The sequence below is a fragment of the Streptomyces reniochalinae genome (genome assembly GCF_003323735.1).
Lineage (GTDB): Bacteria > Actinomycetota > Actinomycetes > Streptomycetales > Streptomycetaceae > Streptomyces > Streptomyces reniochalinae.
This window is the reverse complement of the sequence record NZ_QOIM01000047.1, coordinates 95,813-122,157: the sequence shown is the minus strand read 5'-3', so window position 1 is coordinate 122,157 and position 26,345 is coordinate 95,813. Positions and strand designations below refer to the sequence as shown.

The 26,345-nt window shown below is 67.4% G+C and carries 19 protein-coding genes and 2 pseudogenes; 15 read left to right on the top strand and 6 right to left on the bottom strand.

Annotated elements, in window-relative coordinates:
* The first annotated feature begins 458 nt into the window (after window positions 1-458).
* Window positions 459-1,550 (top strand): hypothetical protein, encoded by a 1,092-nt coding sequence (locus tag DQ392_RS31320; protein ID WP_147266602.1) that lies wholly within the window; start codon window positions 459-461, stop codon window positions 1,548-1,550.
* A gap of 71 nt (window positions 1,551-1,621) precedes the next feature.
* On the opposite strand, the gene DQ392_RS31315 is transcribed toward DQ392_RS31320, so the two are convergent.
* Window positions 1,622-2,953, bottom strand: a complete 1,332-nt coding sequence (locus DQ392_RS31315) for a site-specific integrase (protein ID WP_245982192.1) — start codon at window positions 2,951-2,953, stop codon at window positions 1,622-1,624.
* Window positions 2,954-3,269: 316 nt separating this feature from the next.
* On the opposite strand from DQ392_RS31315, the pseudogene DQ392_RS31310 reads away from it, so the two are divergent.
* Window positions 3,270-4,059: pseudogene (locus DQ392_RS31310) on the top strand (IS5 family transposase).
* 5 nt (window positions 4,060-4,064) lie between these two features.
* Here DQ392_RS31310 and DQ392_RS31305 read toward each other — a convergent pair.
* Window positions 4,065-4,712 (bottom strand): helix-turn-helix domain-containing protein, encoded by a 648-nt coding sequence (locus tag DQ392_RS31305; protein WP_114019074.1) that lies wholly within the window; start codon window positions 4,710-4,712, stop codon window positions 4,065-4,067.
* A 114-nt stretch (window positions 4,713-4,826) separates the two neighbouring features.
* Here DQ392_RS31305 and DQ392_RS31300 point away from each other — a divergent pair, with 114 nt between their 5' ends.
* A complete protein-coding gene (locus DQ392_RS31300) occupies window positions 4,827-5,051 on the top strand; it encodes an integrase (RefSeq protein ID WP_114019073.1) in 225 nt (74 codons plus the stop codon).
* A gap of 204 nt (window positions 5,052-5,255) precedes the next feature.
* Window positions 5,256-6,026, top strand: a pseudogene (locus DQ392_RS31295) (transposase).
* A gap of 138 nt (window positions 6,027-6,164) precedes the next feature.
* Here the strand turns inward: DQ392_RS31295 and DQ392_RS31290 are convergent.
* Entirely contained in the window at window positions 6,165-8,897 is a 2,733-nt protein-coding gene (locus tag DQ392_RS31290) for an HsdM family class I SAM-dependent methyltransferase (RefSeq protein ID WP_114019072.1), read from the bottom strand.
* Window positions 8,898-9,222: 325 nt separating this feature from the next.
* Entirely contained in the window at window positions 9,223-11,358 is a 2,136-nt protein-coding gene (locus DQ392_RS31285; RefSeq protein ID WP_114019071.1) for an AIPR family protein, read from the bottom strand.
* A 668-nt stretch (window positions 11,359-12,026) separates the two neighbouring features.
* Here DQ392_RS31285 and DQ392_RS31280 point away from each other — a divergent pair.
* The gene (locus DQ392_RS31280) at window positions 12,027-12,650 is read left to right on the top strand and encodes a hypothetical protein (protein ID WP_147266601.1); all 624 of its coding nucleotides are present in this window, start codon (window positions 12,027-12,029) and stop codon (window positions 12,648-12,650) included.
* A gap of 219 nt (window positions 12,651-12,869) precedes the next feature.
* On the opposite strand, the gene DQ392_RS31275 is transcribed toward DQ392_RS31280, so the two are convergent.
* On the bottom strand, window positions 12,870-14,594 hold the full coding sequence (locus DQ392_RS31275; RefSeq protein ID WP_114019090.1) for a chloride channel protein: 1,725 nt from the start codon (window positions 14,592-14,594) through the stop codon (window positions 12,870-12,872).
* A 274-nt stretch (window positions 14,595-14,868) separates the two neighbouring features.
* On the opposite strand from DQ392_RS31275, the gene DQ392_RS31270 reads away from it, so the two are divergent.
* A complete protein-coding gene (locus tag DQ392_RS31270) occupies window positions 14,869-15,405 on the top strand; it encodes a MarR family winged helix-turn-helix transcriptional regulator (RefSeq protein WP_114019069.1) in 537 nt (178 codons plus the stop codon).
* A 417-nt stretch (window positions 15,406-15,822) separates the two neighbouring features.
* The gene (locus tag DQ392_RS31265; RefSeq protein WP_114019068.1) at window positions 15,823-17,238 is read left to right on the top strand and encodes an FG-GAP repeat domain-containing protein; all 1,416 of its coding nucleotides are present in this window, start codon (window positions 15,823-15,825) and stop codon (window positions 17,236-17,238) included.
* A gap of 44 nt (window positions 17,239-17,282) precedes the next feature.
* Here the strand turns inward: DQ392_RS31265 and DQ392_RS31260 are convergent, their stop codons facing one another.
* On the bottom strand, window positions 17,283-18,155 hold the full coding sequence (locus DQ392_RS31260; RefSeq protein ID WP_114019067.1) for a helix-turn-helix domain-containing protein: 873 nt from the start codon (window positions 18,153-18,155) through the stop codon (window positions 17,283-17,285).
* A gap of 137 nt (window positions 18,156-18,292) precedes the next feature.
* Here DQ392_RS31260 and DQ392_RS31255 point away from each other — a divergent pair, with 137 nt between their 5' ends.
* The 8 genes from DQ392_RS31255 (at window position 18,293) to DQ392_RS31220 (ending at window position 26,318) form a co-directional block, all read left to right on the top strand.
* Complete coding sequence (locus DQ392_RS31255) at window positions 18,293-20,128, top strand: ABC transporter ATP-binding protein (protein ID WP_114019066.1); 1,836 nt, start codon at window positions 18,293-18,295, stop codon at window positions 20,126-20,128.
* Window positions 20,125-21,837 (top strand): ABC transporter ATP-binding protein, encoded by a 1,713-nt coding sequence (locus DQ392_RS31250; protein ID WP_114019065.1) that lies wholly within the window; start codon window positions 20,125-20,127, stop codon window positions 21,835-21,837. Before DQ392_RS31255 ends, DQ392_RS31250 begins: the two co-directional genes overlap by 4 nt.
* A 359-nt stretch (window positions 21,838-22,196) precedes the next feature.
* Complete coding sequence (locus DQ392_RS31245) at window positions 22,197-22,580, top strand: WXG100 family type VII secretion target (protein ID WP_181856646.1); 384 nt, start codon at window positions 22,197-22,199, stop codon at window positions 22,578-22,580.
* 57 nt (window positions 22,581-22,637) lie between these two features.
* Entirely contained in the window at window positions 22,638-22,943 is a 306-nt protein-coding gene (locus DQ392_RS31240; RefSeq protein ID WP_114019063.1) for a WXG100 family type VII secretion target, read from the top strand.
* Window positions 22,940-24,685, top strand: a complete 1,746-nt coding sequence (locus DQ392_RS31235; protein WP_114019062.1) for an RNase A-like domain-containing protein — start codon at window positions 22,940-22,942, stop codon at window positions 24,683-24,685. Before DQ392_RS31240 ends, DQ392_RS31235 begins: the two co-directional genes overlap by 4 nt.
* A 14-nt stretch (window positions 24,686-24,699) precedes the next feature.
* A complete protein-coding gene (locus DQ392_RS31230) occupies window positions 24,700-25,269 on the top strand; it encodes a hypothetical protein (protein ID WP_114019061.1) in 570 nt (189 codons plus the stop codon).
* A gap of 44 nt (window positions 25,270-25,313) precedes the next feature.
* Window positions 25,314-25,613 carry an RNase A-like domain-containing protein gene (locus tag DQ392_RS31225; RefSeq protein WP_114019060.1) on the top strand — a complete coding sequence of 100 codons (300 nt, stop codon included), beginning with the start codon at window positions 25,314-25,316 and terminating at the stop codon, window positions 25,611-25,613.
* Window positions 25,614-25,622: 9 nt separating this feature from the next.
* Entirely contained in the window at window positions 25,623-26,318 is a 696-nt protein-coding gene (locus tag DQ392_RS31220) for a contact-dependent growth inhibition system immunity protein (protein WP_114019059.1), read from the top strand.
* Window positions 26,319-26,345: the final 27 nt, after the last annotated feature.

The following is a 26,345-nucleotide window of genomic DNA, read 5'->3' as shown; positions in this document are numbered from 1 at the left end:
TGGTGGGGCAGGGGGATCAGCCACCTGAGCCATCGAGGGCAGCCAGCATGAAAACCATCCCTGCCCCACCCGCGCTGTCCCAGAGTCGCGAACTCCCGGGACGCGCTCAAGAAGGTAGGGCAGCATGAGCACTGACGTGCTCGTAATGCGTAGGTCAAGGGTTCGATTCCCTGAGGCGGCTCGTCTGAAGCCCAGGTCACACACGATGTGACCTGGGCTTTTGCATGTTCCGGGGCCGGATGGAGTTCTGGCTGCGTGATCGTCTTACGTGTGCGTGAGCCCTGATTGGACAAGGGTTGGACGAACGTGCAGCGCGTGTGCCGGGGGTTGGACACGGTGTGCCGTGGTTGGTTGCTCTCCGGGGTGACGGCTCTTGTGGAACCCGGACAAGAGACCGTCCGTTCCCGCTCTGTTGATCCGAAGCCGGTTGCACCGGCCTGTACGGACTGGGGTGACGAATGAGTCAGGCGGAACAACTGCAAGACCAGCTTGCGACCGACCTCACCTGGATGATGGGGGGTGCCGTCTACGCCCTGCTGATCGCACCGACATTGGTGCGGTGGGTTTACATGGCTTACGTATGGGTGGTGCCGCGTCGGCGACGTCGTCATGGGGCCCCGCGCGCGCTCGGCGGCCGGTTGCGGATGCGGTCCCGACTGGACGAGGCCATGGCGGAGTTCCGGCTGCCCTTCGCTCTTCGCGCGGCGCTGCGAGAGCGGCTGCTGAAGGCACAGGTGCTCGCTACGGCAGCAGCCCTCGTCATCGGCTGTCCCGCACTCATCCTCTTCAACCTCACCGCCCTGGACGCGTATGCCGCGGACGGGAAGATCCCTGGGCTGACCGCTCTGGTCACGACCGTTGCCGCAGTGCTGCTCTTCGCTCTGACCGGTGTCGGCGGCGCCGCACGCGTCTATGGACCCCGCCTGGGGCTGCCGGTCACCAGGATGGTGTGCAACGCGCTGATCATCGCGCACCGGGTCCGGCGCCTGGAGGCGAGTCCGTCGCGGCTGGCCGGTGCGGTCGACGGGGTGGCGGCTGTCCTGGTACATCGGGCGAAGAAGTACCACGTGCGGCAGGAGCGGGCCGCGACCGTCGAACACGCGAAGAGGGTCCGGGAAGCGCTGCGTTGGGATGCGCGGCGGGTGCAGCGCGGTGACGCGGACGCCGTGGACGCACTCGCCGGGAAACTGGTCACTGTTCTGCACGGTCTGTGCGCCGGCACCCCGCAGAACCTGCTCCCGGAAAGCTTCCTGGCGTCGCCGCAGGTGGCTCAGAGCGAGCCGCGAAAGCGGGTGGCCGGTCTCGCTGCTCTCGGCGTCATTCTCGCCTCCGCCCTTGCCTGCCTCCTGTCAGCCGTGGGCGTCCCCGAGGGGGCGGTGGCTCCGCTGACCATCGTCACCTTGCTCCTCCCCCTGAAGCTGGGAGGTCGCTCGGAGCCGCTGCTGCAGGCAAGGGAGCTGCTCGACTTCACCCGAGTCGGCAGCGAGCCACCTGTCACCGCTCAGCAGGAACCCGAGGAGCGTCAGCCAGCCACCGCCGGTCGTGAGTAGGCGCGACGGTTCCCACACGCCGACGGGGCCGGTCAGCGTTGGCTGACCGGCCCCGTCGTGGTTCGTGAGCGTCAGGCGCTCTGCGTGTCCTGGTTGATGGCCTGAGCCGGAGCTACCCTGCGGGCTCGTGGTACGAGCTGGACGACGGCTTCGGCGGCGGCGCGAGCGAGGTCGTCCAGGACGGCCTGGTAGATGTCCCGGGTGATGCGGGTATCGCTGTGGCCGAGTGTCTCGGAGACGACCTTGATGTCGACGCCAGCGGCGAGCATGAGGGTGGCCGCCCCGTGCCGCAGGTCGTGGAGGCGGACGGGCGGGAGGCCGATTTCCGCCACGAGGCGGTCGAAGAGGTCGGAGACCTTGCCCGGGTGAAGGATGGAGCCGTCTTCCTCCGTGAAGAACCGGCCGGTCTCCTGCCATGCGGAACCCCACTCGCGGCGTTCTTCCTCCCGTTGGTGGCGCCGGGCGTAGAGTCCCTCGTTGGTCTCCTCGTCGAGGGCGATGACCCGGATGCCGCTGTTGGTCTTCGGTGGGCCTTCCAGGACCTCCCAGCCGTCTTGGACGAGCTGGGTCGCGACGGTCAGGGACGCGTTCTCGTAGTCGTGGTCGACCAGGCGGGGAGCGACGGCTTCCCCTCGCCGCATGCCTCGGAAGCCGATCAGTCGCCACATGGTCTTCAGGCGGGTGCCCTCGACGTGGTCGAAGAACTGCCCGGTGTGTTCCGGGGTCCAGACCATGACCGGAGAGGGTTTCTCACCGGTCTCCAGCCAGTGTGCGATCCGTTCCTCGGTCCAGATCAGGGCCTTGGGCTTCGTGCCGGGCAGCAGCTCGACGTGCTCGACCGGGTTGAAGTTGGGCATGCGCTGCTGGGCGATGGCGACGTTCAGCGCGGCGCGGAGCGTGGCCTTGATGTGGGGCTGGGTATTGAGCCCGGTGATGCGCCGGAAGGGCGGCAGCTGGTCGATGAAAGCCTTCAGCCACGTCCGCCGAGCCCGGTTCTCCGCGCCCTTCCAGGGGATGGTCTTCAGCGCTTCCAGCGCGGCCCGCCGCTGGGCGTTCTGCTCCTCGATTTCGATGTTCGCCTCGTTGATCGCGTCGAACATCTTGTTGATGTGGCTGACGCGGAGTTTGTCCAGCCGGACGTCCCCGAGATGGGGCTTGAGGTGGATCCGTATGTCCACCTCGTAGCGCTTCTCGCCGCCGGGCCTGAGCTGTTTGCGGCCCTCGATCCACTCATCCAGCCACTCGCCGACCGTGAGCTTCGAGTTGAGCTGTTCCCCGACCTGGAAACGGCGCCGCCGGGTCTCGTTGTAGTCCGGGAGCGGAGTCCTGGTCCGGCGGCACTCTTCCAAGAGGTCACTGATCGCGATCTGACCGGGCTGATCGTCCTCTTCCGGTATGGACATCAGGGCGCGTACGTTGTTCAGCTCTTCCGTCGCCTCGGTGGACGAGGTGAATCCTTGGCGACGGAACCTGCGGCGTGTCCCGTCCTTCCGGGGAACCAGTTCCTGGAATACGCTCCAGTTCCCGTGTCGCCGGTTGCTTGTCAGCTTCGGGCAGGAAGCTCCGTACAAGGTGCCGGTATCGGGATTGCGGCACGAGCTGACCCTGCTGGTGGAACCCTTCTTCACTAAGAGGCCCTAACAGAAGTTGTTGATCAAGTAACCAGCGGTCTGTCTGCTCGTTGGTCGGGTCGTGGGGAAACGTCAATCGCAGCCGTGGATCGTGTCGGACGAACTGTGGTCGCTGATCGAGCCGTTGCTGCCCGTGCCGGGGCCGAAGCTGGTGGCGGGCCGACCGCGGGTGCCGGACCGGCAGGCTTTGTGCGGGATCCTGTTCGTGCTGCACACCGGCATCCAGTGGGAGTACCTGCCCCAGGAGCTGGGCTTCGGGTCGGGCATGACCTGCTGGCGGCGCCTGGCCGCCTGGAACGAGGCCGGCGTGTGGGGGAAGCTGCACCTGGTGCTGCTGAAGAAGCTGCGGTCGGCGAAACAGCTGGACTGGTCGCGGGCGGTGATCGACTCCTCCCACGTGCGGACGGCCCGCCGGGGCCCCAAAGCGGTCCCAGCCCGGTCGACCGCGCACGTCCGGGCAAGCAAGCACCACGTCCTCGTCGACGGTCAGGGCATCCCGCTCGCGGTGTCGCTGACCGGCGGAAACCGCAACGACGTCACGCAGCTGCTGCCGATACTCGCCAAGGCCCCCTCCGTCGCGGGCCTGGTCGGGCGGCCACGGCAACGGCCCGCGTCGTGCTCGGCGACCGTGGCTACGACCACGACAAATACCGCTGGCTCGTGCGGCCCTGGGCATCAAACCGGTGATCGCTCGCCGCGGCGTCGCTCATGGTTCAGGGCTCGGAGTGCACCGGTGGGTCGTCGAGCGCACCATCGCCTGGCTCCACGGCTTCCGGCGCCTACGCATCCGCTGGGAACGACGCGACGACATCCACGAAGCCATCCTCGGCCTCGCCACCTGCCTCATCACCCACCGACACGACCAACCCTTTTGTTAGGGCCTCTAAGTGTCCTCGTTGTCCTCGGTCGACTCATCGACAAACTGCAGATCCACAGGAAGCGCCGGGAGTGCGAGACCGCGTTCGCGCATCCTGTCTCTGAAGTCCCGCAGCTCTCTGCAGTCGTCGAAGGCGACTTGTTCGTACGAGGCGGCGGCAGAGTGGAGCGACTCCCGCCGCTGTGGGTCGAGCGTGGTGTTCGCCTTCCGGCGGCGTTCCTTGGCGAGGCGGCTTGAGGTGAGGGCGGTCACGGCGGCGTCGCGGTGGGCCCGGAAGGTATCCAGCACTTCGCGGGCAGAGCCTTCCGTGGGAGGCGAATCCTGCTCTGCCTCGCCGGTGAACCAGGCCACCGCGTCCCAGGTGGGTACCTCCTGCCCTGGAAGCACAGCGACCGTGGCCTCGCCGCCCAGTGGGAACAGCAGGGTGATCGGTGGCACGCCGTAGACCTCGGCCAGGACGAGGAACTCGGCGAGGTCGATCGAGGTTCGGCGGCCGGTCTCCAGGTTCGTGATCGTCGTCTTGGGCACCGGCAGGCCGAGCCGAGCGCACGCGTCAGAAGCACCCGCTGCGGTGAGGCCGGCAGCCCTACGAGCGGTGCGCATCTGCTCAGCGACCCGTGCAGTGAAGGCCGGAGACCAATCGCGTGTTGTCATCGCTGCAAGCTAGGCAGAAAAAACGGGTCGCCGCAACATCCGTGATACACGTTCTCCCGTAGCTGCACGCTTGGGCGATCGGAGAACATCGTGGCAACAACTGACGCTCGCGGGATGACGCGGGAAGAGCTGCTGTCCCTCCCTGTGGCGGTCGACCTGGACACGGCGAACCGGGCACTCACGATCGGCCGGAGCACGGGCTATCAGTTGGCTAAGCGAGGTGAGTACCCGGTCAAGGTGCTGCGCCTGGGGAACGCATACCGCGTGGTGACGGAGGAACTGCACCAGCTCCTTGGCGTTCAGTCCGAGCAGGAGGAAGGACGAGCGCAGTGCGCGTAGCCGGGCGGGCTGTCGTGGTCTTGGCGATGGGCACATGCGGTGTGGCTGATGCCTAGAGGCACTGCCCGTTTGTTTTGTGTTCCTACCACCAGGGTCGGCCGCCGTCGGCGTCGAGACCGAAGTCGAATGCGCCGAAAACGAGTGCGAAGTTGTCGAGCTAAGCGTTGTCCCGTAACTGCTGGTCACAGGTGAGATGATCTTGGTGTGGCTGATGTGATCAGGGCGTCGGAGCCCTTCTGGGTAGCCCCGTTCACCGGGCTGAGTCCGCGGCAGTTCGGCAAGCTCGTCACCGCGCTGCGGCGCGAGGGTGCGACCCGGTGCGCAAGGGCCGGCCGTGGAGCCTGCCGCTGGAAGACCGCGTGCTGTTGGTCGCCGCGTACTGGCGGACCAACCTCACCCTGCGCCAACTGACGCCGCTGTGCGGGGTGTCCAAGTCCGCGGCCGACCGCATCATCGACCACCTCGCACCCTCGCTCCCCCTGCAGCAGCGCAAGCGGTTCCGTAAGGACACCGTGCTGATCGTGGACGGGACCCTGGTCCCCACCCGTGACCACCAGGTGGCCGAGCAGTCGAAGAACTACCGGTACTCCACCAACCACCAGGTCGTGATCGACGCAGACACCCGGCTCGTCGTCGCCGTCGGTCGACCGGTACCCGGCAACCGCAACGACTGCAAGGCGGGGGGAGCTGTCCGGCGCCAAGGACGCCGTCGGCAGGACCACCGTCATCGCCGACGGCGGCTACCGGGGCACTGGCCTGGTCATCCCGCACCGACGCGAGAGAGGCCAGGCCGACCTCCCCGGCTGGAAAGAGGATCACAGTGCCTCCCACCGCAAAGTCCGCGCCCGCGTCGAGCACGCCTTCGCCCGCATGAATACCTCGAAGATCCTACGCGACTGCCGCCTGAAAGGCGACGGCGTCCACCACGCCATGCTCGGCATCGCCCGCCTGCACAACCTCACCCTCGCCGGGTAACGGCAGGACAAGCAGGTCAGCGGACACGTCGTAGATCATTTACGGGACAACGCTTAGTGAAACAGTATGGGTGAGAGATGGCCGGGCGCTTTATGGAAAATTCCAAGCGCCCAGGCATTCTCGTCAAACTGCTGTAACTCAGACGACCCGCGCTTCTGAACTCCAGCGGCCCAGTTCACCCAGGCGAGACACGATATCTTCGAACCGCTTAACCGCCGAAGCTATCCGCTTCTGCTGTTCGACGTCCAAGTTTCCCGATTCATCGACAGGGGCAACGACGCTGAGTTCCTTTACGCGCGTGGCGAATAGCTTGGCCTCGTAGAGGAATCCACCCGCCGTGACGGCGCTCTGCAGTGCAACCGAGAGGTAATCGAGATCGATATTCGCCTTGGCGTGTGGCTGTACCACGATCACGTCGTCAGTGAGGAGGCATCCGGCAGGGCGAACGAACACCTTTCCGACTGATGCTCCATTCGCGTTCACAGTAACCGATGGAGCCTCTTCCAAGGGGAAGGCGGGTTCCGTAGGAGGGGCATCCTTAGGCGTGCCGCGAGCACGCTTCTTCTGCTTGGCGAGCCATTCTTCGGAAACCTTGCCCTTGATAATTCCTGCCTCTTTAAAGCAGGAATAAACGAAGATCTCACCGGGATTGTCTTGGATCTGCTTAGTCGTGATGCGGGTGCCCGATCGAACTGTGAAGATACCTTCATCTGCCAGGGACAGGGACTTAGTGGCGCCAGCTGTCAACTTCTCGATCTCTTTGCGCGCCTCGGTCAAGTCGTTCTGGAGTTCTTCCAGAGAAGCGCGCGTGTCGTCGATGAAAGTCAGCCTGTCGACAGGTGCAGCGCTCTCGCCAAGAGAGACCAGTTCTTCGTCCGACCAGAAACGAACGATGTCCCATCGATTATCAGACGAGAATTTGGAAGCGTCGACGACCTTCACTACAGCGGATGCGTCCGCCGCGGAAGAATCTCCATTATCGCGCTGAACGAATGCGTCTGCGATTTCAAGGAGGTCGTTATCTTCGGGCGTGGGGCGTCGACGCCAGTCGAGTGTTTCTCCGATGGAGCGCGCCAGTCCGCAGAGCACTTCGGGTCGCGGGTCAACGATGGTATGGCGGCGTTCGAGCACCAGGATGTATGTCTTCTGGGCGGTATTGAAGAAGGTGCCTCGCGGAAGCTGGATCGAGGCAAGAATGTTGCACTCGTCGAGTAGCTGCTGCTTGGGTCCCGGCTCTGTCCGATTGAGCAGTCCCTGCGGCACGACCACGAACGCCCGGCCTCCAGGCTTGAGCGCGCCGGAAATATACCTGAGGAACAGCGCCTCCACCCCCAGGCCGGCGCCGTCGTAGTACTGCTTGAGAGTCTTCCCGTTTCGGGTGCCTGACGCCTCTTTTAGGGTTTCCTTATAGATGGCGCTGCCGCGGGTGACGTATGGAGGATTAGTTAGAATTGCATCGACTTTTTCGATGGGAGGATGGGCGAGTGACCCCAAAGTCCTATTGTCGTCCATGAGGAGGAATGTCTCCGCCATGGCCTTGTTCAGTGAGGCGGTCGTAGTAGCTGGATCCCTCACAAGCTCAGCGATGTGGAGAAGCATGTTCGCCTTGGCGAGAATGTGAAGGTCGGAGTCGACGTCAAGGCCGACAGTGCGGATCTTCCTACTAGGCTTACCCGATTTAATGGAAAGGTTTCCCTGGAGGGCTTCTTTCCACATAAGTGGCTCGAGGACGAATCCGCCAACACCTGCGGCTGGGTCTAGGACTACCGAGCCTTCGTGGAGCTTAGATAGTTGAGCCATTCGAACCATTGGGTGTACGACATTGCGAGGCGTGAAGAACTGGCCGAGCCGCTGCTGGCGGGCGGAGCGGCGCAGGAAAGTCTCGTACAGTCGCAGCTTGAATTCGGGATCAATCTTGGTGAGCGGCCCGAATTCGTTGAATGCCTCAATCATCGACCGAAAGGTTGTATTGTAGCTGGCGTGGGTCTGCTGGCCGCTTTGGAGGAAGACGAATCCGTTAATAACGGAGGTCTTGGATACGACAGTCTTCAGGTCGAAAAGTTCGGCAACCTGCTGGTCGTCGCTTATGGTGTTATCGGGGAAGATGGATTTAATCTTCGGCCGAATGTGGCTTACGTAGTACTCAATCTCGGTCATCCCGGTCTGCTCTTTGAAATCTGCCGGGTCGCCGATGAGGTGGTAGAAGTTGAGGTTTTTCGGAAGGATCGACGCCTTCAAGTTGTCGCTCAGGAATTTGAGGACGAAGATCTCTACGAAGGTGAGGAGGCAGTCCTTAGGCTCGGCCTTGGTGGCGTGCCAGATGAGCTGCCACACGCGCTCGGCAAGCTCGGTTGGATCCTTCGCTACGCCTGTATCCCCGTGGATGAGGTTGGCGAGAACGGCTGGAGAGAACGAGCGTGTATCGGAGTGCTGTTCCAGCTTCCCGGACAGCTTGCTCTTTGCGACATCCACGTAGAAGGTAGAGGTGCCGTCGGTAGCAAAGGCGACAGGGGCGCCAAGAGCGAGGGCCGACAACAGGGCTTGCTCCTGCGCGGCGATTGCCTTTTTCGGCCCCGTCTTGCCATGGAACTCGCCAGCCTTCTTGTGTTCACCTACCGCGACCGGGTGAAGCTGATTGTCCCGTCGCTGCAGGTAGACAGCATCAGGCTTCAGCGACGCGGGCTTCACTGGAGGCTTATAGGCGGTGGCCTGATAGCTGTGGGATGAGGGAAGAGTGACGTCGACTCCAGCTTTCACCAGGGCCCCCAAGGAGGTGGCCCCCAAGCTCAGGTGCTCGTAGGAACCGAACGTGTCCCCCCGCAGCGTTCCGGAATCGAGATAGTTGCGCTGCAGGAGCTCTTCGCTCGCCACTGGTCGTCCTCCAGGTTGTGTCACCGTCGAGCAGGAGCATACGTGTGGATGCTCATCGTTTGAGTGAGTGGTGCATGATCTCCCCTTTGAGGGTGAGGTCGCCGGCGCGAGTTTGGTGGGTAGCCTGGCGCCAGACCCCACCGCGGCTGCCCCGGATGACGGGGTATGTCTGTGTGAACGGGGCTTCAGGGGATAGCCTGCATGCGCGGAGTAGCTGACGACGGCCTCTGAGCCCTGCCCTGCGCCGCGTCGTGATGGGAGTGAGGAGTGTCGGCTGGCCTGCGAACCGCATTGTTGCCTCTCCCAAGGGCACAGCAGCCCGCCCTCATTCCTGTTCGGCCTGCTCGTCAAGCAACGCTCGTGCCAAATCGGAGAGGGTAGCGGCGCCGTCTAGCGTCCATCGAGCAGGGCCCTGGACCGTGACAGGGGCCTCCTCCCAGCCAGCGAGCTCGTAGAGGTTCAGAACCAAGCGCGTCGGCGAGTAAGAATTACCGTCACCCGCCCACACGAGGCACCGTGTCCGGTCGTTTACCCAAGTCGCCTCACCGCGTCGAGGGTCTTCGGCGAGCCAAGGGGTGAGCGCGTCGATCTCCGGCTTATTCCACAGCCGCAGAAGGACAGGCGTTCCGTCGGCGATTCTTCCGTGGTCCACGAGGGTTGGCACAGCGTTGGGGCGGCGCGGCTTACGCTTGCCCCCCTTGCCGGCTTTGTAAGCAGCTGGCAAGTCCGGGATGACACCTTCGCGTTGGGCGTCTCGCAGCACCAGTTCCGCGAGCCTCTTGCAACGCCCAGCGTCAGTGAGTGTTCCGCTGAGGAAGGAACTCTGGCCATACTCCGTGTCGATGTGGTGGATCAGCCAAGACAGGACGCGATTCGTGAGTGCAGGAACCTCCTGCAGCGCCACGTCCCAGTCGTACTCGGGATCGTCGATGCGGTCTTGATCGAGAAGCTGAAAGACCAGATGGGCGACGAGTAGGTCACCTCGCTGACTCACGTCAGCGGCGCGCTTTTGAAAACGCTTACGTTCTTCGTTGAGGGCGGTCCCCACGGCACGGTGTACGAGCACCGAGCGCCAGATCTGAAAGGCTCCCGGGCGTTCCCCGAAGAGACGAGGGTAGGCGCCTCCGCTGCCACGTTCCCAGAGAAAGTCTGTGTCCCGCTTTGCGCGCACGGCGAGTTCGGTGCTGCGGTGCGCACAAGCCAGGGCAATGGCGGCGTGCACCACAGAGCAACCTTCATCCGGTGCTGGGTCGGGCTCACCGCGCTTGAACACGTAGGACTTTTGGAGGGACAGCATGAAGTCTTCTCGGGTCAGCGCCTGGACCTCGTCCAAGGCGATGAAGTCGCGCTGCTCTACGTGGTTCTGCGTATTGGTTGTCTCGGTGATGCGCTGCGCGAGATCCGGCATGCTCTTATCCACGACGATCACTTTGACGGTGACCTCGGCGTCCTCGACGGCCTCGGAGGATCCCTGCGTGGCGCGGTGCGCGGCCGCGACGGTCTGTGCGCCGTTCACGACGCTGACTCCTGAGAGGCGCAGGTGTACTGGTTCGTCCGGGCGGCGGCGCCCCGGCCAATCCTCCTCCAGCTCATTGCACAACACGGTCACGCCGTTGTTGAAGAGCCAGAAGTTCTCAGGTTGATCCACAAGAGTGCTCAGCATGCCTGAGTTGACTCGGGTCGTACCGAGGGACTGGCGCAGGTTCTGCTCGTACAGTCGGCTTTCGTGCTCCTGATACCACTCGGCGATATTGCTTGCCGGAACGGTGCCCTGGTAAGCGGTGAGTGGAGTGTTCCGCCGGAGCCAGTTCGTCATTCGAACGGTTACGCGTACAGGCTCGGGAGCGAGGTCCTCGCGGATCTGCCGGAGGATGTCCGCAGCGTGGACCACGCGGTACCCGAGGGCCGGGCCAAGGCCATTGAACTCATTCCGGGCGTCTTCGAGAACGCTGATGGTTTCCCTGTTGAGCGTTCCCACGCCCATGACGGCGATCACCAGAGTCACCTTGAGTCGTGCATCGTGCATCGCGGCGTTGACACGAGCAGCGATTGGCTCCAGGCGGTCATTGAAGCGGTCGAAACTTCGCTGTTCGATGAGGCGGAGACCAGCGATGAGCTTGTGCGCCGCATTGGTGTCCAGTTTGCCTTTGCCTTCGTCGCTCCACTTGGCCTGGACGAGCCAAACCTCTTGTGTGCCTTCGGTGACGGCCACACCGTCGATGCCTTGGTCGTCTTCACCGTCGATGACAGAGGCGCCAGCAATCTTGTGGTTGCAGCCCGTTACTTCGCGTACGGCGGCCGCTGTCAACGCGCGGGAGAGGAAGCGCTGTTCGTAGCCCTCCTGGTCGTACCCCTTGAGGTCGTCGTCGTAGATGAGTCCCTGGTACTGCTGCAGAAGCGCTGTGCGGATCTGGTGGATACGGATGGGTGCCGTTGCAGCCCTGCGCTCTGTCTCGTCCAAGTCTGCCCCCAGTGCCGTGCCCTGCGTTGCCCTGACACAGTCTAGGGACAGAGCGCGAGGGTAAGGTGCTGATCGTCGCTACGGCGGTCCCTGACCTCCGGTTGTATGGCATAGGGTCATCCTGCCGGGTTATCGCAGATGGCGAGGTGGATGCGTGAGCGGACTGGGCGGCACTAGGGTGGACACAGCGTCATAGTGATCACGGTCGGACGTCTTTGACCTGGGGAAACGGGATTCTGCGGTTTCGTCCAGCACCACGCGTCACGATCTTGCAGGCCCTCGTAATGCGTAGGTCAAGGGTTCGATTCCCTGAGGCGGCTCGTCTGAAGCCCAGGTCACACACGATGTGACCTGGGCTTTTGCATGAGATGGGCTCGTGCGGGCCGTCAGTGGTGGGTGTATGCCGCGAACGTGGAACTGCCGAGCGTGGATGACACCGGATCACCGATGTGGTGAACGGGGCCGGCACGCGCTGCCGAGCAGCTCGGGGCCCACCACCGCGGCTGCCGCCGCCACGGCACCGCGGCTGCCACCGCCACGGCCTCCAACTAGGGTGGTTGGCACGAGGGACTGTAGGGGGACGCCGTGTGCACACTGGGTTCACCGCGGCCGGGGAAGTTGGGCTCGGGGCGGCAGCACCGTTACGTGCGGGGCGAACGGGGGAGCGCATGACGTCCGGAACAGAGTTGCCTGGTGCACAGGGGCAGGTGCAACCGCGTGCGGCAGGGCGGCCTCTTTCCGCTGCCCAGCGGAAGAAGGCGGGGATTGCCGCGTTCTTCGCCGCACTGGCGTTGGTGTCCGGCGTCGGGCTGCTCAAGACGGACTACCTGGATCCGAAGAGCGTCGTCGAGAAGGCGAAACCGGGCGTATTCACCCTGGACCGGTGCGAGCACGGCGGAGGCACCAACCAGGGTCCCAGTACCTCCTGCTACGGCGACTTCCGCTCCGACGACGGGGAGTTGAAGCTGACGGATGCACCGTTGAAGGAGAGTCACGACGCCGAGGGGACGGAGGCCGGCGAGGACTTCCCGGCACGCGCCATACGGCCGGCCGCGGGCCCTACCGAGGTGTTCCGCACCGATGACCAAGGCGAGAGCAACTTGGCGATGCGGGGCATCGGCGCACTGGGGCTGACGCTCCTCGGCGTGATGCTGGGCGGTTTCGCGGGGCGGATGATGATGGTGCCGGGACCGGCGCGATCCCGGCTCGGTGCCGGGCTGGGCTTCGGCACGGTGGTGTCCTTGCTGCTGTGGCTGATCGGGAGGGGTACGGGAGGCGGGTTCTGGGCCTGAGGTGTTTCGCGGACCGTGATCGGGCCTGGCCGGCGCCGGTACGGCTTTGAGGGGTTGGCCGTTGGCGCCGGGGCGTCCCCAGCACCCGAGGGTTCTCCGTAGTCCCTCGACCGGTCAGTGCGCTCTGCGTTGCGCACCGAGCCCCGTTGGCTCTTCCTGCCGGGCGACACAGCCTGCACCGTTCACATGCGTGGGCTGCCCCGTTGGGGAGGGCGACCGTCATTCGTGGGCCGGCTGCGCCGGGGTGGGCGCGTGGAGTGCCCGTAGTGCGCTTTGGTGGGTGAGCCAGCCGACGAGGCGGGTACGGTCGGCTCCGAGGACGGGCAGGCCGGTGCCCGGAGAGTTGACCAGGGCGTGCAGGGCGCTGCCCAGCCGCGTGTCGGCGGTGACGGGGCGGGGGGACTCGGCCAGGTCCCGCACGGTGACCGCGGGGTGTGCTGCCTCGTCGACGGGCTCGGAGAGGGCCTCGGTGACGGTACGGGCGGTGAGGACGCCCAGGTAGCGGTCCTCGGTGTCGAGTACGGGCAGCACGCCGTGCTCGGAGAGTCTGAGCTGGTCGGCCGCCTCCGCCAGTTCCGTCGACCCCTTGAGCGGGGTCGGCACCGGTTCCATCACCGAGGAGACGAGCTGGTTGCCCAGCTTCGCGCCCGGAGCCGTCCCGGGGGCGTGCAGGTCGACGCCGCGGCGGGTCAGCTTGAGTGTGTAGATGGTGTCACGGCTGAGGAGCCGCGAGGTCAGTGTGGCCAGCACGATGGCGAGCATCAGCGGCAGGATGATCGAGTACTCGCCGGTCAGCTCGAAGAGGATGACCACTGCCGTGATGGGCGCGCGGGCCGCGCCCGCGAAGGTGGCACCCATGCCGACCAGGGCGTATGCACCGACGGCGCCCGCGAGGCCCGGCAGCGCGTCGTGCGTCGCGATTCCGTACGCGGCGCCCAGCATCGCGCCGATGAAGAGGCTCGGGGCGAAGACACCGCCGGAGCCGCCGATCCCGATGGTGAGGCTGGTGGCCAGGATCTTGCCGGCGAGGAGGAGCAGCAGGAAGCCGATGGCGTACGTGCCCTCGGTCGCCCGCTCCAGGACGGGGTAGCCCACCCCGTACATCTGCGGGAGGGCCAGCAGGAGTCCGCCCAGCAGCAGTCCGCCCGCGGCCGGGCGCAGCCATTCGGGGCCGCGGAGCTTGCCCCAGACCCAGTCGCAGGCGTCCTCGACGAGGTAGAGGATCCGGGTGAAACCCATGCCGACCGCGCCGGCGACGACACCGAGGAAGGCGAAGAGGCCGTACTGGGCGAGGTGGTCGAGGTGGAAGGGCGGCAGGGTGAGGAAGGCGGTGTCACCGAAGGCGGCGCGGCCGATCACGCTGGCGGTGACGCTTGCCAGGACGGTCGCGCCGAACGCCTCGACGCTGAAGACGCCCAGAATCAACTCCATGGCGAAGAAGACCCCGGCCAGCGGCGCGTTGAAGGTCGCGGCGATGCCGCCCGCCGCGCCGCAGGCGACCAGCAGTACGTGCCGCTCCTCGGTGAGCCTGACGATACGGGCGACCGTGGAACCGAGCGCTGAGCCCACCTGGACGATAGGCCCCTCGCGCCCGACGGAACCGCCGGAGCCGATGGTCAGTGCGGAGGCCAGGGACTTGACGACCGCGACGCGGGCGTTGATTCGGCCGCCGCGCTGCGCGACGGCCAACATCACCTCGGGAACGCCGTGGCCGCGGGCCTCCTTCGCGAAACGGTCCACGAGCGGCCCGTACAGCAGTCCGCCGACGACGGGCGCGAGGACGACGAAGAAGGCGCCGAGCCAGGGTATGTGCGGGTTGTTGTGGTGGGCCGTGGCGGAGTAGTCGGCGTGCCCGGAGAAGACTCCGGTGAAGAACTGGATCAGCCACCGGAAGACGATCGAGCCCAGCCCTGCTCCGGCTCCGACGGCCACGGCCATCACCATGACGGCCCAGGGGGCCGCTCGGAGCCGAGCCATCGGCGGCCGGCTCCTGGCCACGTCGACGGGTTCTGGCCCGGCGGCACTGTCACTGTCGGTGGCTGCTGTCTTCGTCGTGCAGTGCGCGGTGCGGTCCTCCGTCACCTGTTCCACGGTCTTCGCGTCTCCCCTCCGGATCAGGTCTTTCGCTTATCTTATATTTGCATAGGGCAAAGTGTGCACAGGGCAAAGGCCACACCCGGAGGCGCGGGCTGTCCGCGATCCGGGATAGAAAGAGGGCATGGCGACAGGTGACAGGGCGGGGCCCGAGCCGGGCGCGCGCGATGCCGACGCGGTGACGAAAGCCGTCATGACCGCGTCTCGGCTGCTGGTGGCGGTATCCGCACGCTCGCTGGCGGCCGTACAGGACCAGGTGACGCTGCCGCAGTTCCGGCTGCTCGTCATGCTGGAGCAGCACGGACCGGGCAAACTCGTGGGACTGGCCCAACAGCTGGGCGTCAACCCCTCCACCGCCACCCGCATGATCGATCGCCTCTACGCGAGCGGCCTCGTCGACCGGCAGGCCAATCCCGACAACCGGCGCGAGAACCTGTTGGCACTCACCGAAGCCGGCCACCGGATCGTCAGCGAGGTCACCGCACGCCGCCGCGCTGAGATCGGCGCGATCGTCTCCCGGATGGAACCAGAGCAGCGCAGCGCTCTCGTCGAGGCACTCACCGCCTTCTCCGAGGCAAGCGAGGACACCCCCACCCACCCCCACGGCCGTGACCTGTACCCGCTCGGCTGGTCCGAGGCGACGCCCTCCGTGGAGACGTAGCCCGCACGGGCCACCGGCCGAACACAGCCCGCACCAGGCGGCGGGGCCGTCCGGTTCCTCTGCGGCTGAGCCGGTCTTGCGTGAGGTCCGGGGCACGGCACACCGCACCTCGTGATCGCGTCGCACAAGTGGCCGGATTCTGTGAACCTCTTGCGGTCGGGCTTCATCTCATCTGGTGTAGCGGATCAGCGGACTCGATCGGCGCTTCCCTCGGCGAAGAGGAACAATTCGGCTCGGGGGGACGACCGTTGAGGCTCGCGACCGTACGTGCCCTAGAACCGACCCGGTATCGAGAACCGACCCGGTATGTGGAGGAAGCAGCGCATGAGTCATGGAAGACGCCTGGCCGAGCGTGGTGGGGTTCGGCCCCGCGGAACATCGGCGGCCCGCCTGACGACCATCGGGGCCGCCCTCGTGATGGCGACCGTCGGGGGGCTGACCACCGGGGTGTTCGCCCACCCGCAGCAGGCGAGTGCCACGGAGCACGGAGAACAGCAGTCCGCGAAGAAGGCGGATGTGGCGGAGGACCTCAACGGGGACGGTTTCGCGGACCTGGTCAGCGGCGCCCCCGGAGGAACCGTCAGCGGCAAGGCGAAGGCCGGTTATGTGGCTGTCACCTACGGTTCGGCCAAGGGCCTCGACACCGCGAACAAGCAGCTGGTGAGCCGTTCGACGAGCGGAGTGCCGGGGTCGGCCACCGCCGAGCAGGAGTTCGGGAAGTCCTTCAGCAAGGGAGACCTGGACGGCGACGGTTACGCCGACCTGGTCATCGGCTCCGCTGATGCCTCGTCCGGCAGCGTCATCCTGTGGGGTTCGGCCAAGGGGCTCACCGGCGGTACGGCCATACCCGGGTTCGGGACGACGCCGCAGATCGGCGACTTCGACGGTGACAAGCAGGCGGACCTCGCCCTGCTGGGAGACCCGGGGTCGAGCGGTGACGACCCGGTCAAGCAGCCTGCGGCCCTGTGGAAGGGGCCTGTCACCCGGTCCGGGACTCCTGCCAAGAAGCTCGACTTCCTGGACAGGTCCGAGTGGGACGACGAGAACAACAGCGCCACCTCCATAAGTGGCCCCTCGACCGTCCGTGGCGTGGCCGACGTCAACGGCGACGGCCGACAGGACCTCACCTTCCGGCGCTACGAGGGCGACGGCGTGTACAGCAGCGACGCCCTCCTCGGCAGCCCCTCCGGCTTCACGGTGTCCCAGGGCCCGGACGACGGGGGCGGGGACCTGGACGCGGGAGACGTGGACGGCGACGGTTACGACGACCTCGTGGTGAGTGGCGGCAGTGACCTGTTCGACGAGGTCACGGTCGTCTTCGGGGCGAAGGACGGCCTGTCCGCCGACCGCCGGCAAAAGTTCGACCAGAGCCTCGAGGGCTTCCCCGGCGAGGCGCCCTCGGACGGTGAGATGCTCGGCTCCTGCGTCTCGGTCGCGGACGTGACCGGCGACGGCCGCGCCGAGGTCGCCCTCGGCATCCGGTGGAAGAACAGCGGGGACAAGAGCGATGCGGGCGCGGTCGCCCTGCTGCACGGCTCCGATGCGGGGGTCACGGGCCAGGGCAGCCAGCTGCTCGACCAGGACAGCCCCGGCGTGCCCGGGGTCGCCGAGGAGAAGGACGAGTTCGGCGCGGCCTGCGCCCTCGTCGACGTCGACGGTGACGGACACCGCGACCTCAACGTCTCCTCGACGCAGGAGAACGACTCCTCCGGCGCCGTGTGGTCGCTCCGTGGCACCGGCACGGGCCTCACGACGGACGACGCCGCCTCCTTCGGGCCGAGCGATCTCGGCGCGCCCGTGGACGGGGCACAGCTCGGAAGCTCGATTCGCTGAACCGGTTGCGCCGGGCGGACGCCCGGCGCAACCGCCGCCACGGCTCAGACGAGCCGCGGTACGTGGTCGGCCCACGCCAGGTCGTCGGGTGGTACCAGGGTGAGGCCGGCGAGGCTGGAGGGGGTCACGCCGGAGAACGCCACCACGTCGCGGTGCAGGTGGGACTGGTCGGTGTAGCCGCAGTCGGCCGCGACCCGGGCCGCTTCCCGTCCCCTGGCCAGCAGGGTGGCGGCCCGGTCGAAGCGGACGAGGCGCACCGCACGCTTGGGCGGGAGCCCGATCTGCGTGTGGAAGCGGGACCACAGCCGCTTGCGGCTCCAGCCGAGTTCGGCGGCCAGCCCGCCGATCCGTACGTGGTGGTGGTCGGCGAGGATGCGGTCCCAGGCCCAGGCCAGCTCCGGGTCGACGGTCGGCTGCCGGGCGGACATGCGGGCCAGGACCGCCTCCACCAGGGCGAAGCGTTCCTGCCAGGTAGCGGCCAGGCCCAGCTGCTCGGCGAGGCGCGCTGCCCGCCGGTGGCCCCACAGGTCGGCGAGGGGCACCACGGAGCCTTCCAGGTCCGCCGGGTCGACGCCCAGCACCGTGCGCGCGATCACGGGGGACAGGCGGACCTGCATCCACTCGACGTGCGCGGCCTGTATCCGCGCCGCGCCACCTGAGCCGAATCCGAGCCCGGTGACCAGGCTTCCCGACTGCCGCCGCCCGGTGTGGTCGTGGATGACGAGCGCACCGTCGCCGCAGGCCAGCGCCAGTGTCATGACCGGGTGCGGGTCGATCCTGTGGTCGACAGGCGCCGGGCCGCGGTCGCTGAACCCGGACAGGACGACGCCGGGCACGCGGCTGGGCCTGACGGGGCGGGCGAGGTCCCAGACGGCGTCATTCTCGCGCGCCTGCGCGGCAGTTGGCACGCTCGCCATGGTACGGGGACCCCGGTGTGCCGGGGTCGCGTACGCGGCCCGAGTGTGCGGACCTCGTACGCAGGACCCGTACGTGAGCCCGCCGACGGGAACATTCCTCCAATCCTTCGGTGCGCACCGGCACCGATGGTGGGCGCATGTCTGTTTCCCCAGCTGCCCGGCCGCCGGGCGTGAGACCTCTGGTGCGTCCTTACGCGGGCGGCTTCGCCGCTGTCGTTCTTCTGCAGATCATCGGCGCCGTCGCCGGTCTCGTACCGCTGCTCGCGGTCGTCGAGCTGGGCCGGACGCTGCTGGCGCCCGGCCCCGCTTCGCACGGGCACGTCCGCGACGTCGTCGTGGCGGGCGCGGCCGGGCTCCTCGTACGGCTGCTGTTCACGGCCGCGGCGTCCGGCGTCGGGCACCTGCTCGACGGGCATGTGCAGCTGTCGTTGCGCCGGCAGCTGGCCGCGACCCTGGGGCGGGTGCCGATCGGCCGGCTGTCGCGGCGGCGCGGCGGTGAGCTGGCGAAGCTGGTCGGTGAGGACGTCAGCGCGGTGCATCCGGTGATCGCGCACACGCCCGGCGAGTTGGTGTCGGCGTTCGTGGTGCCGCTGGTCTCGCTGGCCTACCTCGTCACCGTGGACTGGCGGTTGACGCTGATCACGCTGGTCCCCGTGGTGCTGGCCGTGGCACTGGTGCCGCTGATGATGACGCGGGACAGGCTGCGGGAGCAGCGTGAGTACGACGCGGCCATGGGGCGGATCTCGGGTTCGGTCGTCGAGTTCGTGCAGGGCATCGCGGTGGTCAAGGCGTTCGGCGGCGCCGACCGCGCGCATCGCGAGTTCCGTACCGCCGTGGACGACTTCACGCGCAGCTTCTCCGCGATGGTGCGCGGCCTGTCCGGGGTCGCCGCGGGGATGCAGGTGGCGCTGTCGCCGCCGTTCGTGCTGCTGGCTGTGCTGGCCGGCGGCGCGTTCCGGATCACCGGCGGTGGGCTCGCGCCGGCCGATCTGCTGCCCTTCCTGCTGCTCGGCCTGGGGCTGACGGCTCCGGTGGCCGCGCTCGGGCACGGTTTCGACGACCTACAGGCCGCGCGGCGCGCACTGGGCCGGATCGGGGAGGTACTCGCCGAGCCGGCGCTGCCCGAGCCGGCGCGGCCGGTCGCGCCGCGGGGGCACCGGCTGGAGCTGCGCGGCGTCCGCTTCGGCTACGAGGCCGAGCGTGAGGTGCTGCGCGGCGTCGACCTCGTGCTGGAGCCCGGTACGGTGACCGCGGTCGTCGGCCCGTCGGGGAGCGGGAAGTCCACGCTGGTGCAGCTGCTGCCGCGGTTCTTCGACCCGGACCACGGCGCGGTGCTGCTCGGCGGCGTCGACCTGCGCGAGGTGGGCAGCCGCGAGCTGTACCGGTGGGTGTCGTTCGTCTTCCAGGACGTACGGCTGCTGCGCGCCTCGGTCGCCGACAACATCGCCCTGGCCGTGCCGCACGCCGACCACGAGGACGTCGTCCGCGCCGCCCGGCTGGCGCACATCCACGACCGGATCCTCGAACTGCCGCGCGGCTACGACGCGGTCATCGGTGAGGACGCCCGGCTCTCGGGCGGTGAGGCGCAGCGCCTCTCGATCGCCCGCGCCCTGCTCGCCGAGGCACCCGTGCTGGTGCTCGACGAGGCGACCGCCTTCGCCGACCCGCGCACCGAGGCGACGGTACGCGAGGCTCTGGCGCGGACCCGGGGCGAGCGCACGACGCTGGTCATCGCCCACCGGATGGAGACGATCGCCGACGCCGACACCGTCGTCATGCTGCGCGACGGGGAGATCGTCGAACGCGGCACCCCCGCGGAACTGAGGGCGAGCGGCGGAGAGTTCGCCGCGTTCTGGCAGCTTCACGCCGGTGCGGCAGAGATGGATGCGGCAGAGACGGATGTGACAGACACGGACGTGACAGAGACGTATGCGGCGCAGACGTATGCGGCAGAAGTGCGGGAGACCCGATGATCACCATGCTGCTGCGCGTGCTCGGCCGCGAGTACGCCGGACGGGTGCGCCGCACCGTCGCCCTCATGACCGCGACCGCCCTCGTCGAAGGCGCGTCGTACGCCCTGCTGGTGCCCGTGCTGCGGGCGCTGTTCGGCGGCTCGCCCGGCGAGGCACGGCCCTGGCTGCTCGCCTTCGGCGCCGCGGTCGCCGGCTACGCGGTGCTGCGCTACGTCAGCGACCGGTCCGGCTTCCGCGCCGGGACCACGATGCTGCACGGTATGTACGACAGGCTCGGCGATCACCTCGCCCGGCTCCCGCTGGGCTGGTACGGGCCGGGCCGCGTCGGCGAGGTGTCCGTCCTGGCGAGCCAGGGCGTGCTGCGGGCGATGAGCGTGATCGCGCACCTGCTGGCGCCGTTCCTCTCCGCGTGCGTGACACCGTTGACGATCGTCGGCGTGATGCTCGCCTTCAACTGGCAGCTGGGCCTCGCCGCGTTGGCCGCCGCGCCTGTCGTCGTCGCGATCCAGCTCCGTACGGCACGCGCCACCACCGCAACGGACACCGAACGCGTCGGCCGCGAGCGCGAGGCCACAGGACGCGTCATCGAATACCTCAGGGCGCAGCCGGTGCTGCGGGCCGGCGGCCGCACCGCCGAGCGCTTCGGGCTGCTCGACGACGCCCTCGCCGACCAGCAGCTCGCCTCCCGCCGGGCCACGCTGTCGGCGCTGCCCGGCGTGCTGGGGCTGGCGGCCACCGTGCAGGCGGTGTTCACCGGGCTGCTCGCCCTGGGCGCCTACCTCGCCCTCGGCCAGGACATCGGCGCGGCCGAGGTCCTGGCCGTCCTGGTGCTCGCCGCCCGCTGCGCGGACCCGCTGCTCTCGCTCGCCGAGATCGGCGGCAGTCTGCGCGCCGCCCGCGCCGAGCTGGCGCGCCTCGACGAGGTGTTGCGCACCGAGCCGCTGCCGGAGCCCGCCGAACCGCTCCGGCCGAGCGGCCACGACGTGGAGTTCGACTCCGTCACCTTCCGCCACGGCGACCGCACCGTGACCGACGCGGTGTCGCTGGCCGTACCCGAGGGACAGCGGCTGGCCGTCGTCGGCCCGTCCGGCGCGGGCAAGAGCACGCTGCTCCAGCTCCTCGCCCGCTTCTACGACGTGGACGCCGGCGCGGTGCGGGTGGGGGGTGTGGACGTGCGGGAGATGGCGACGGCCGAGCTGATGGCGCGGGTCGCCATCGTCTTCCAGGACGTCTACCTGTTCGACGGCACCATCGAGGCCAACGTGCGCCTCGGCCGTCCGGACGCCACCGACGCCGAGGTACGTGCCGCCGGCGCCGCGGCGCTGCTGGACGAGGTGGTCGAGCGGCTGCCCGGCGGCTGGTCGGCGCACGTGGGTGAGGGCGGCGCGCTGCTGTCCGGCGGCGAGCGGCAGCGCGTCGCTATCGCACGGGCGCTGCTCAAAGACGCGCCCGTCGTGCTGCTGGACGAGGTGACCTCGGCCCTGGATCCGGTCAGCGAGGCCGCCGTGCACACCGGGATCGAGCGGCTGATGAAGGGCCGGACGGTGGTGATGGTCGCGCACCGGATGCGCACCGTCCGCCGCGCCGACCGGGTCGTCTTCCTCGAGGACGGCCGCGTCGTCGAGCAGGGCAGCCACGACGAGTTGCTGCGGCGGTGCGGGCGGTACGCCGCATACTGGGACCTCACGGTGGTGGCGGGGGGAGGGTGAGACCGGTCACTTCCAATCACCAGCATGGGGCGAGTTCTCGGCGACCGTACGCGCTGCCGCCGTAGTCGTCGTCAGCGCGTGCCGCGATGGCGCGGGGACTTCGGTGGCCCCGTCCACTGCGGCCCGGGCCAGAGCCCGGTGCTGCTCGGGCCGGCGAAGGGTGTTCCACCCACCGGCCCGTACCAGTCGGTCGCTCCGACTGAAGGAGCAGCCCTGCCTCTTCAGTGTCGTGCCCGCGGCCTCGAACTCGGGGCCGCCATATGCCCCGAGAGCCGTCGGTATGGTCGAGGCGGTACGGACCTGGCGGCTTCCCTTACGCTTTTGAGGAGCGAGGGGGAACCGTAAGGGGGGCGACGCGGGTGTCCGACCTGGACGTCACGGACGAGGACTTGGCTCAGCTCATCTCCGATCTCGATGCGATGGAGCAGTACTTCAAGCGGAAGATCGAGAGGATGGACGGCCTGCTCGATCTTGTGGGCAACAACTGGCGCGGCAGCACGGCCAAGGCTTTCAAGGAATTGCAGCGCGGTGTCACCGAGGATGCGCGGACCGTTCGCGAATCGCTCATCCTCATCGAGGAGGCGGTGAAGATGAGCCGCGACGGCTTCACCGCCCAGGAACTGGAGACGTTGCAGAAGTTCCGCAGTCTGCAATCGAGTGTCGCGGGCAGCGACCGGCTCCTGGACATGGCGGACGCCAACCCGCAGGCGAACGCGCCGAAGAGCAGGCTGTCGGAGCTGTGACTCGTACCGCCACGGCGCTCGACACGACGTAGCCGCAGTGACACAAGGGGGGTTCTCATGACGGACGACGACGACCACATCACAGTCGACTTTGCCACTCTCCAGCGCCTGGCAGGCGAGATGGAGGACATCCTCAAGGACCTGACGGAGAAGCTGGACACTCTCTACCGCCGCTCTGAGCGCGTCGTTCTCTCCTGGCGGGGGCAGGCCCGCGAGATGTTCGTCGACACACTGGACGAGTGGGACCGCTCCTTGCAGGACTTGGAGGGCGCCGAGCGCTGGCTGCACAGCGTCGTCGTCGACGGGCACATCAACTACGGTGCCGCCCATCGCGCCGTGGTGCGCGGCTGGAGCGGGCAGTGACAGGGCTCCTCGTCCTCGCCTCCCACGGCCCGGCCGGTGGGAGCCGGTCCCAGCGCTCGCCCGGTAGCGGCCCGGGCGCCGCTCCGCACAGTGGCGGCTTCGATGTGAAGCGCTCGGACCTCTACCGGGTCTCCCAGGCGGTCGCGGCGCAGCAGGGCGTCTTCCACAGCGGGATCAACGCGTTCCTCGACGAGTTGGACAAGCACGGCGAGGCGGGTGGCGCGGGAGCCGCCCCCTCTTCCTTCGCTTCCGCCTACGCCCGTGTCGCCGCACGGTTTCTCGACGTGTGCGGCAAGAGCGTCGTGAGCGTCGGCGGAGCTGCCATCGGATTCACCGTCACGGCCAACAACTACGGCCGGGCCAACGCGGCGTCGAATCCGCGAGGGGGAAACGCCTCGGCCACACAACCCGAGCCCCAGGTCAAAAGAGATGCGCCGAGGTACCGCAGCGTCAAACCGCTCGGCTGGAACACCAGCGGGGGAGACGGTCTCATCGACAGCATCCTCGACGGCATCGACACCGGGTTCTGGGCGGCCTTCCGGACGGTGCTCGAGCACGCGGTGAATTTCGGTGACGCGGCCGACGTCATGCCGTTGCCTGATTACCAGTCGCTCAGCGACATCTCGACGGCATGGCTCATGCCCCAGACCACGGTCGGAACCGTCGGGGGCACGGTGATGGGTTCGGTGGGTTCCATAACCGACCAGTCCAACAGCGAGTGGTACGCGGCCATGCGCACGTTCTGCAGCAGCCTGTGGGGAAGTTCGGCATGGGGTCAAAGCCGGCACGGTTACGACTGGGGCCACGACACCCCCTCGCCCAAGGGCGGCGCCCATCAGCCCGTCTTCGCGGTCCTCAACGACACGGCCTCCGACATCAGCGCGGCAGTGGAGGGATACGCGCAGGCTGCCAAGACGGTACGTGACGACATGCGCCGCATTTACTACCGGGCCGTGCTGGACGCTCTTCCTGACGTTACTGATGGCATCGGGCTGGACGACGTCAAAAAGATCGGGAAGACCCTGTTCAAAGGAGCCGCGAACCTCTCCTCCGGGATCGTGCTGAACATCGACACCGGCGCACTCGAATCAGCGAAGCGGCGTTATGAGCGCAGCGTCAACGTGGAGGTGAGCAAGCTCGAAGGTCTCATGGAAGCCCTGGACGAGGCCCACCGCAGCGCCCCGGATTTCCACGCGGAGGAGGCGCGCGCCCAAGCGTTCGCGGCTCGTTCACTCAACGAGTTCAAGACCGAGCACACGTACGCTGTCCCCGGCGAAGACTACGACAACCATTTCTACCCGATAGACCTCGCCGCTCAGGAGGGGATCCACGGCGCACACGCTCTCGACAAGCATGTCGGTAAGACAGAGGATCAACTGGTGCAGCGGCTCCGGGACGATTCGGGAGCGGACTCCGCTTCCACATTCCGCACCCCTGCGGCCGCGCAACGTTACACGCAGGCGGTACTCGACGACGTCGACAACGCGGAAAAGATCGAGAAGTGGGTGGAGAAGGTCGAGGCGCGCGAGCGTGCCGGGTCGCCCAGGAACCCGGAAGCGTCGACGAAGGACATCTCACTCGATTTCAAGGATCCAACCGGGAGGACCATCTCGCGTGACGAGTACAGCAGGCACGGGGACAGGGCCCAGGCAAGTGACTGCAAAGAAGTGAAAGTGGTGCTGAGGTACAAGAAGGGTATAGATCCGCCTTTCGTCGTGCTGACCTCGTACCCGACAAAATGAGGAGAACGAAGGCGGTGATCGCGTTGACGCCGAGTCGGGACGACTGGGCCGGCGCCCTAGCTTCCCTGTACGAGCGCAGCCGAGTCCTCGTGGCGGCCGGACCACGCACGGGCGAGGACTGGGCGCACGACGTCAACGCGGTCTTGAACCGCTCGGTGGAGGATCCACGAGGCTGGCCCGCGGTGGACCGGATCGGCAGCGAGACCACGCCCCGGGGGCCGGGCGACCGTTCCCCCTTCCACCCCTACGAGGACGACGTGCTGCGCGGCTGTCTTGAGCCGACCGACAGGGCCACGGGGCGACTGCTCCTCCTGTCGCTGGCCGCGCAGTTCCGAAACGTCGGAGAGCTTCCCGGAGGCAGCGTCCACAGACATGCGCTCTTCGAGATGACCGGAACTCTGCTGGCACGGTTCGGTGACGACGCCACCTATTGGACGTGCGTCGAGGATTACGAAGGGGAATGCACCCCGGACGACTTCTATGTCAACGAGTGGTATGGTCTGACGGATCTCACCCGGGATTTCGGAGTTGTGGCGGTCTCGGACGACGAGGTCGGCGTCTTCTGGTTCGGTGCGGACGACTGAATTCCCCGCGTCTTCGTATTTCCAGAAACTGTGAAAGGAGCGGTATGCGCACGCGCGTTTCCACTTATCCCGACCGCGAGACAGCGCAGTGGGCGACGCAGCAGACCGTGACGCTCAATGAACAGGTCATCCGCAGGTGGCTCAGCCAGGATGTCCGTCAACGGCTCGCCATCGAGGCCGCGTGGCCCTCCCGCACGGAGCCCGTCGGCAGAGTGCTGTTGCAGGGAATGATGCTGGCCGGAAGGGGCTCCGTCGAAGTCCGGGCCGCACGGGTCGTGTTGCGCCGGGAGCGGGAGAGCCCGCACGGTTTCGTCGTGCACGCCTCGTTTCCGATCCATCTGTAGGGACCCGACATGGCAATGGAACCCTTCGAGTTCGACCGTCGCTACGGGGAGATGCAGCGCGTCGTCAACGCCCACCTGGGGCGGGCCGTCGGCGCCGGTGAACGAGCGGAAGCGTCCGACGCCGTCCAGGCGTACATCAGGCATACCCGGCACCGGCAGCCATGGCTGCTGGCCGTGGCCGAGCAGCAACTTCGCGAGTACGCCCGGAACCCACCTGGCCGGCTTCGGCTGAGACTCGGTGAGTACTACCGGATTCCTGACGTCGGGTTGGACGAGACCGAGATCCAGGACTGGCTTCTCGGTCTCGCGGACGCGGTGCGCCAGGGCGCCGAGTCCGGCGCCGCCCCGCGTCCCTGCCCTCCACAGACGCACTGGGAGTGGCACGCCCGCTTCCCCGAACTGGGGCAGCTGCTGGGCGGCTGGTTCTCGCAGGACATGCCGGACGAATTCGCTGACCACCTGGCGGCCCTGGACGACTATCTCGGCTCGGCGGACCCTGACCTCGTCGCCCGGCTCGGCGGTGAGCTCCACGAAGTCCTCGCTCTCGGCCTGGCGGAAGAGGAGTACGCGCACTTGGTCACCGAGCTGGGGATGGAGGTTGATCCCCCCGCTCCCTACACGGCAGCGGCCTGGCTGGCACGGGTCGCTGAGCGGGTAGCCGGCCCCGCTGCCCAGCAGGGGCGTGCGCCGGCCGGTCGCGAGTGACCGGTCGCTACTGACGTAGCCTTCCGG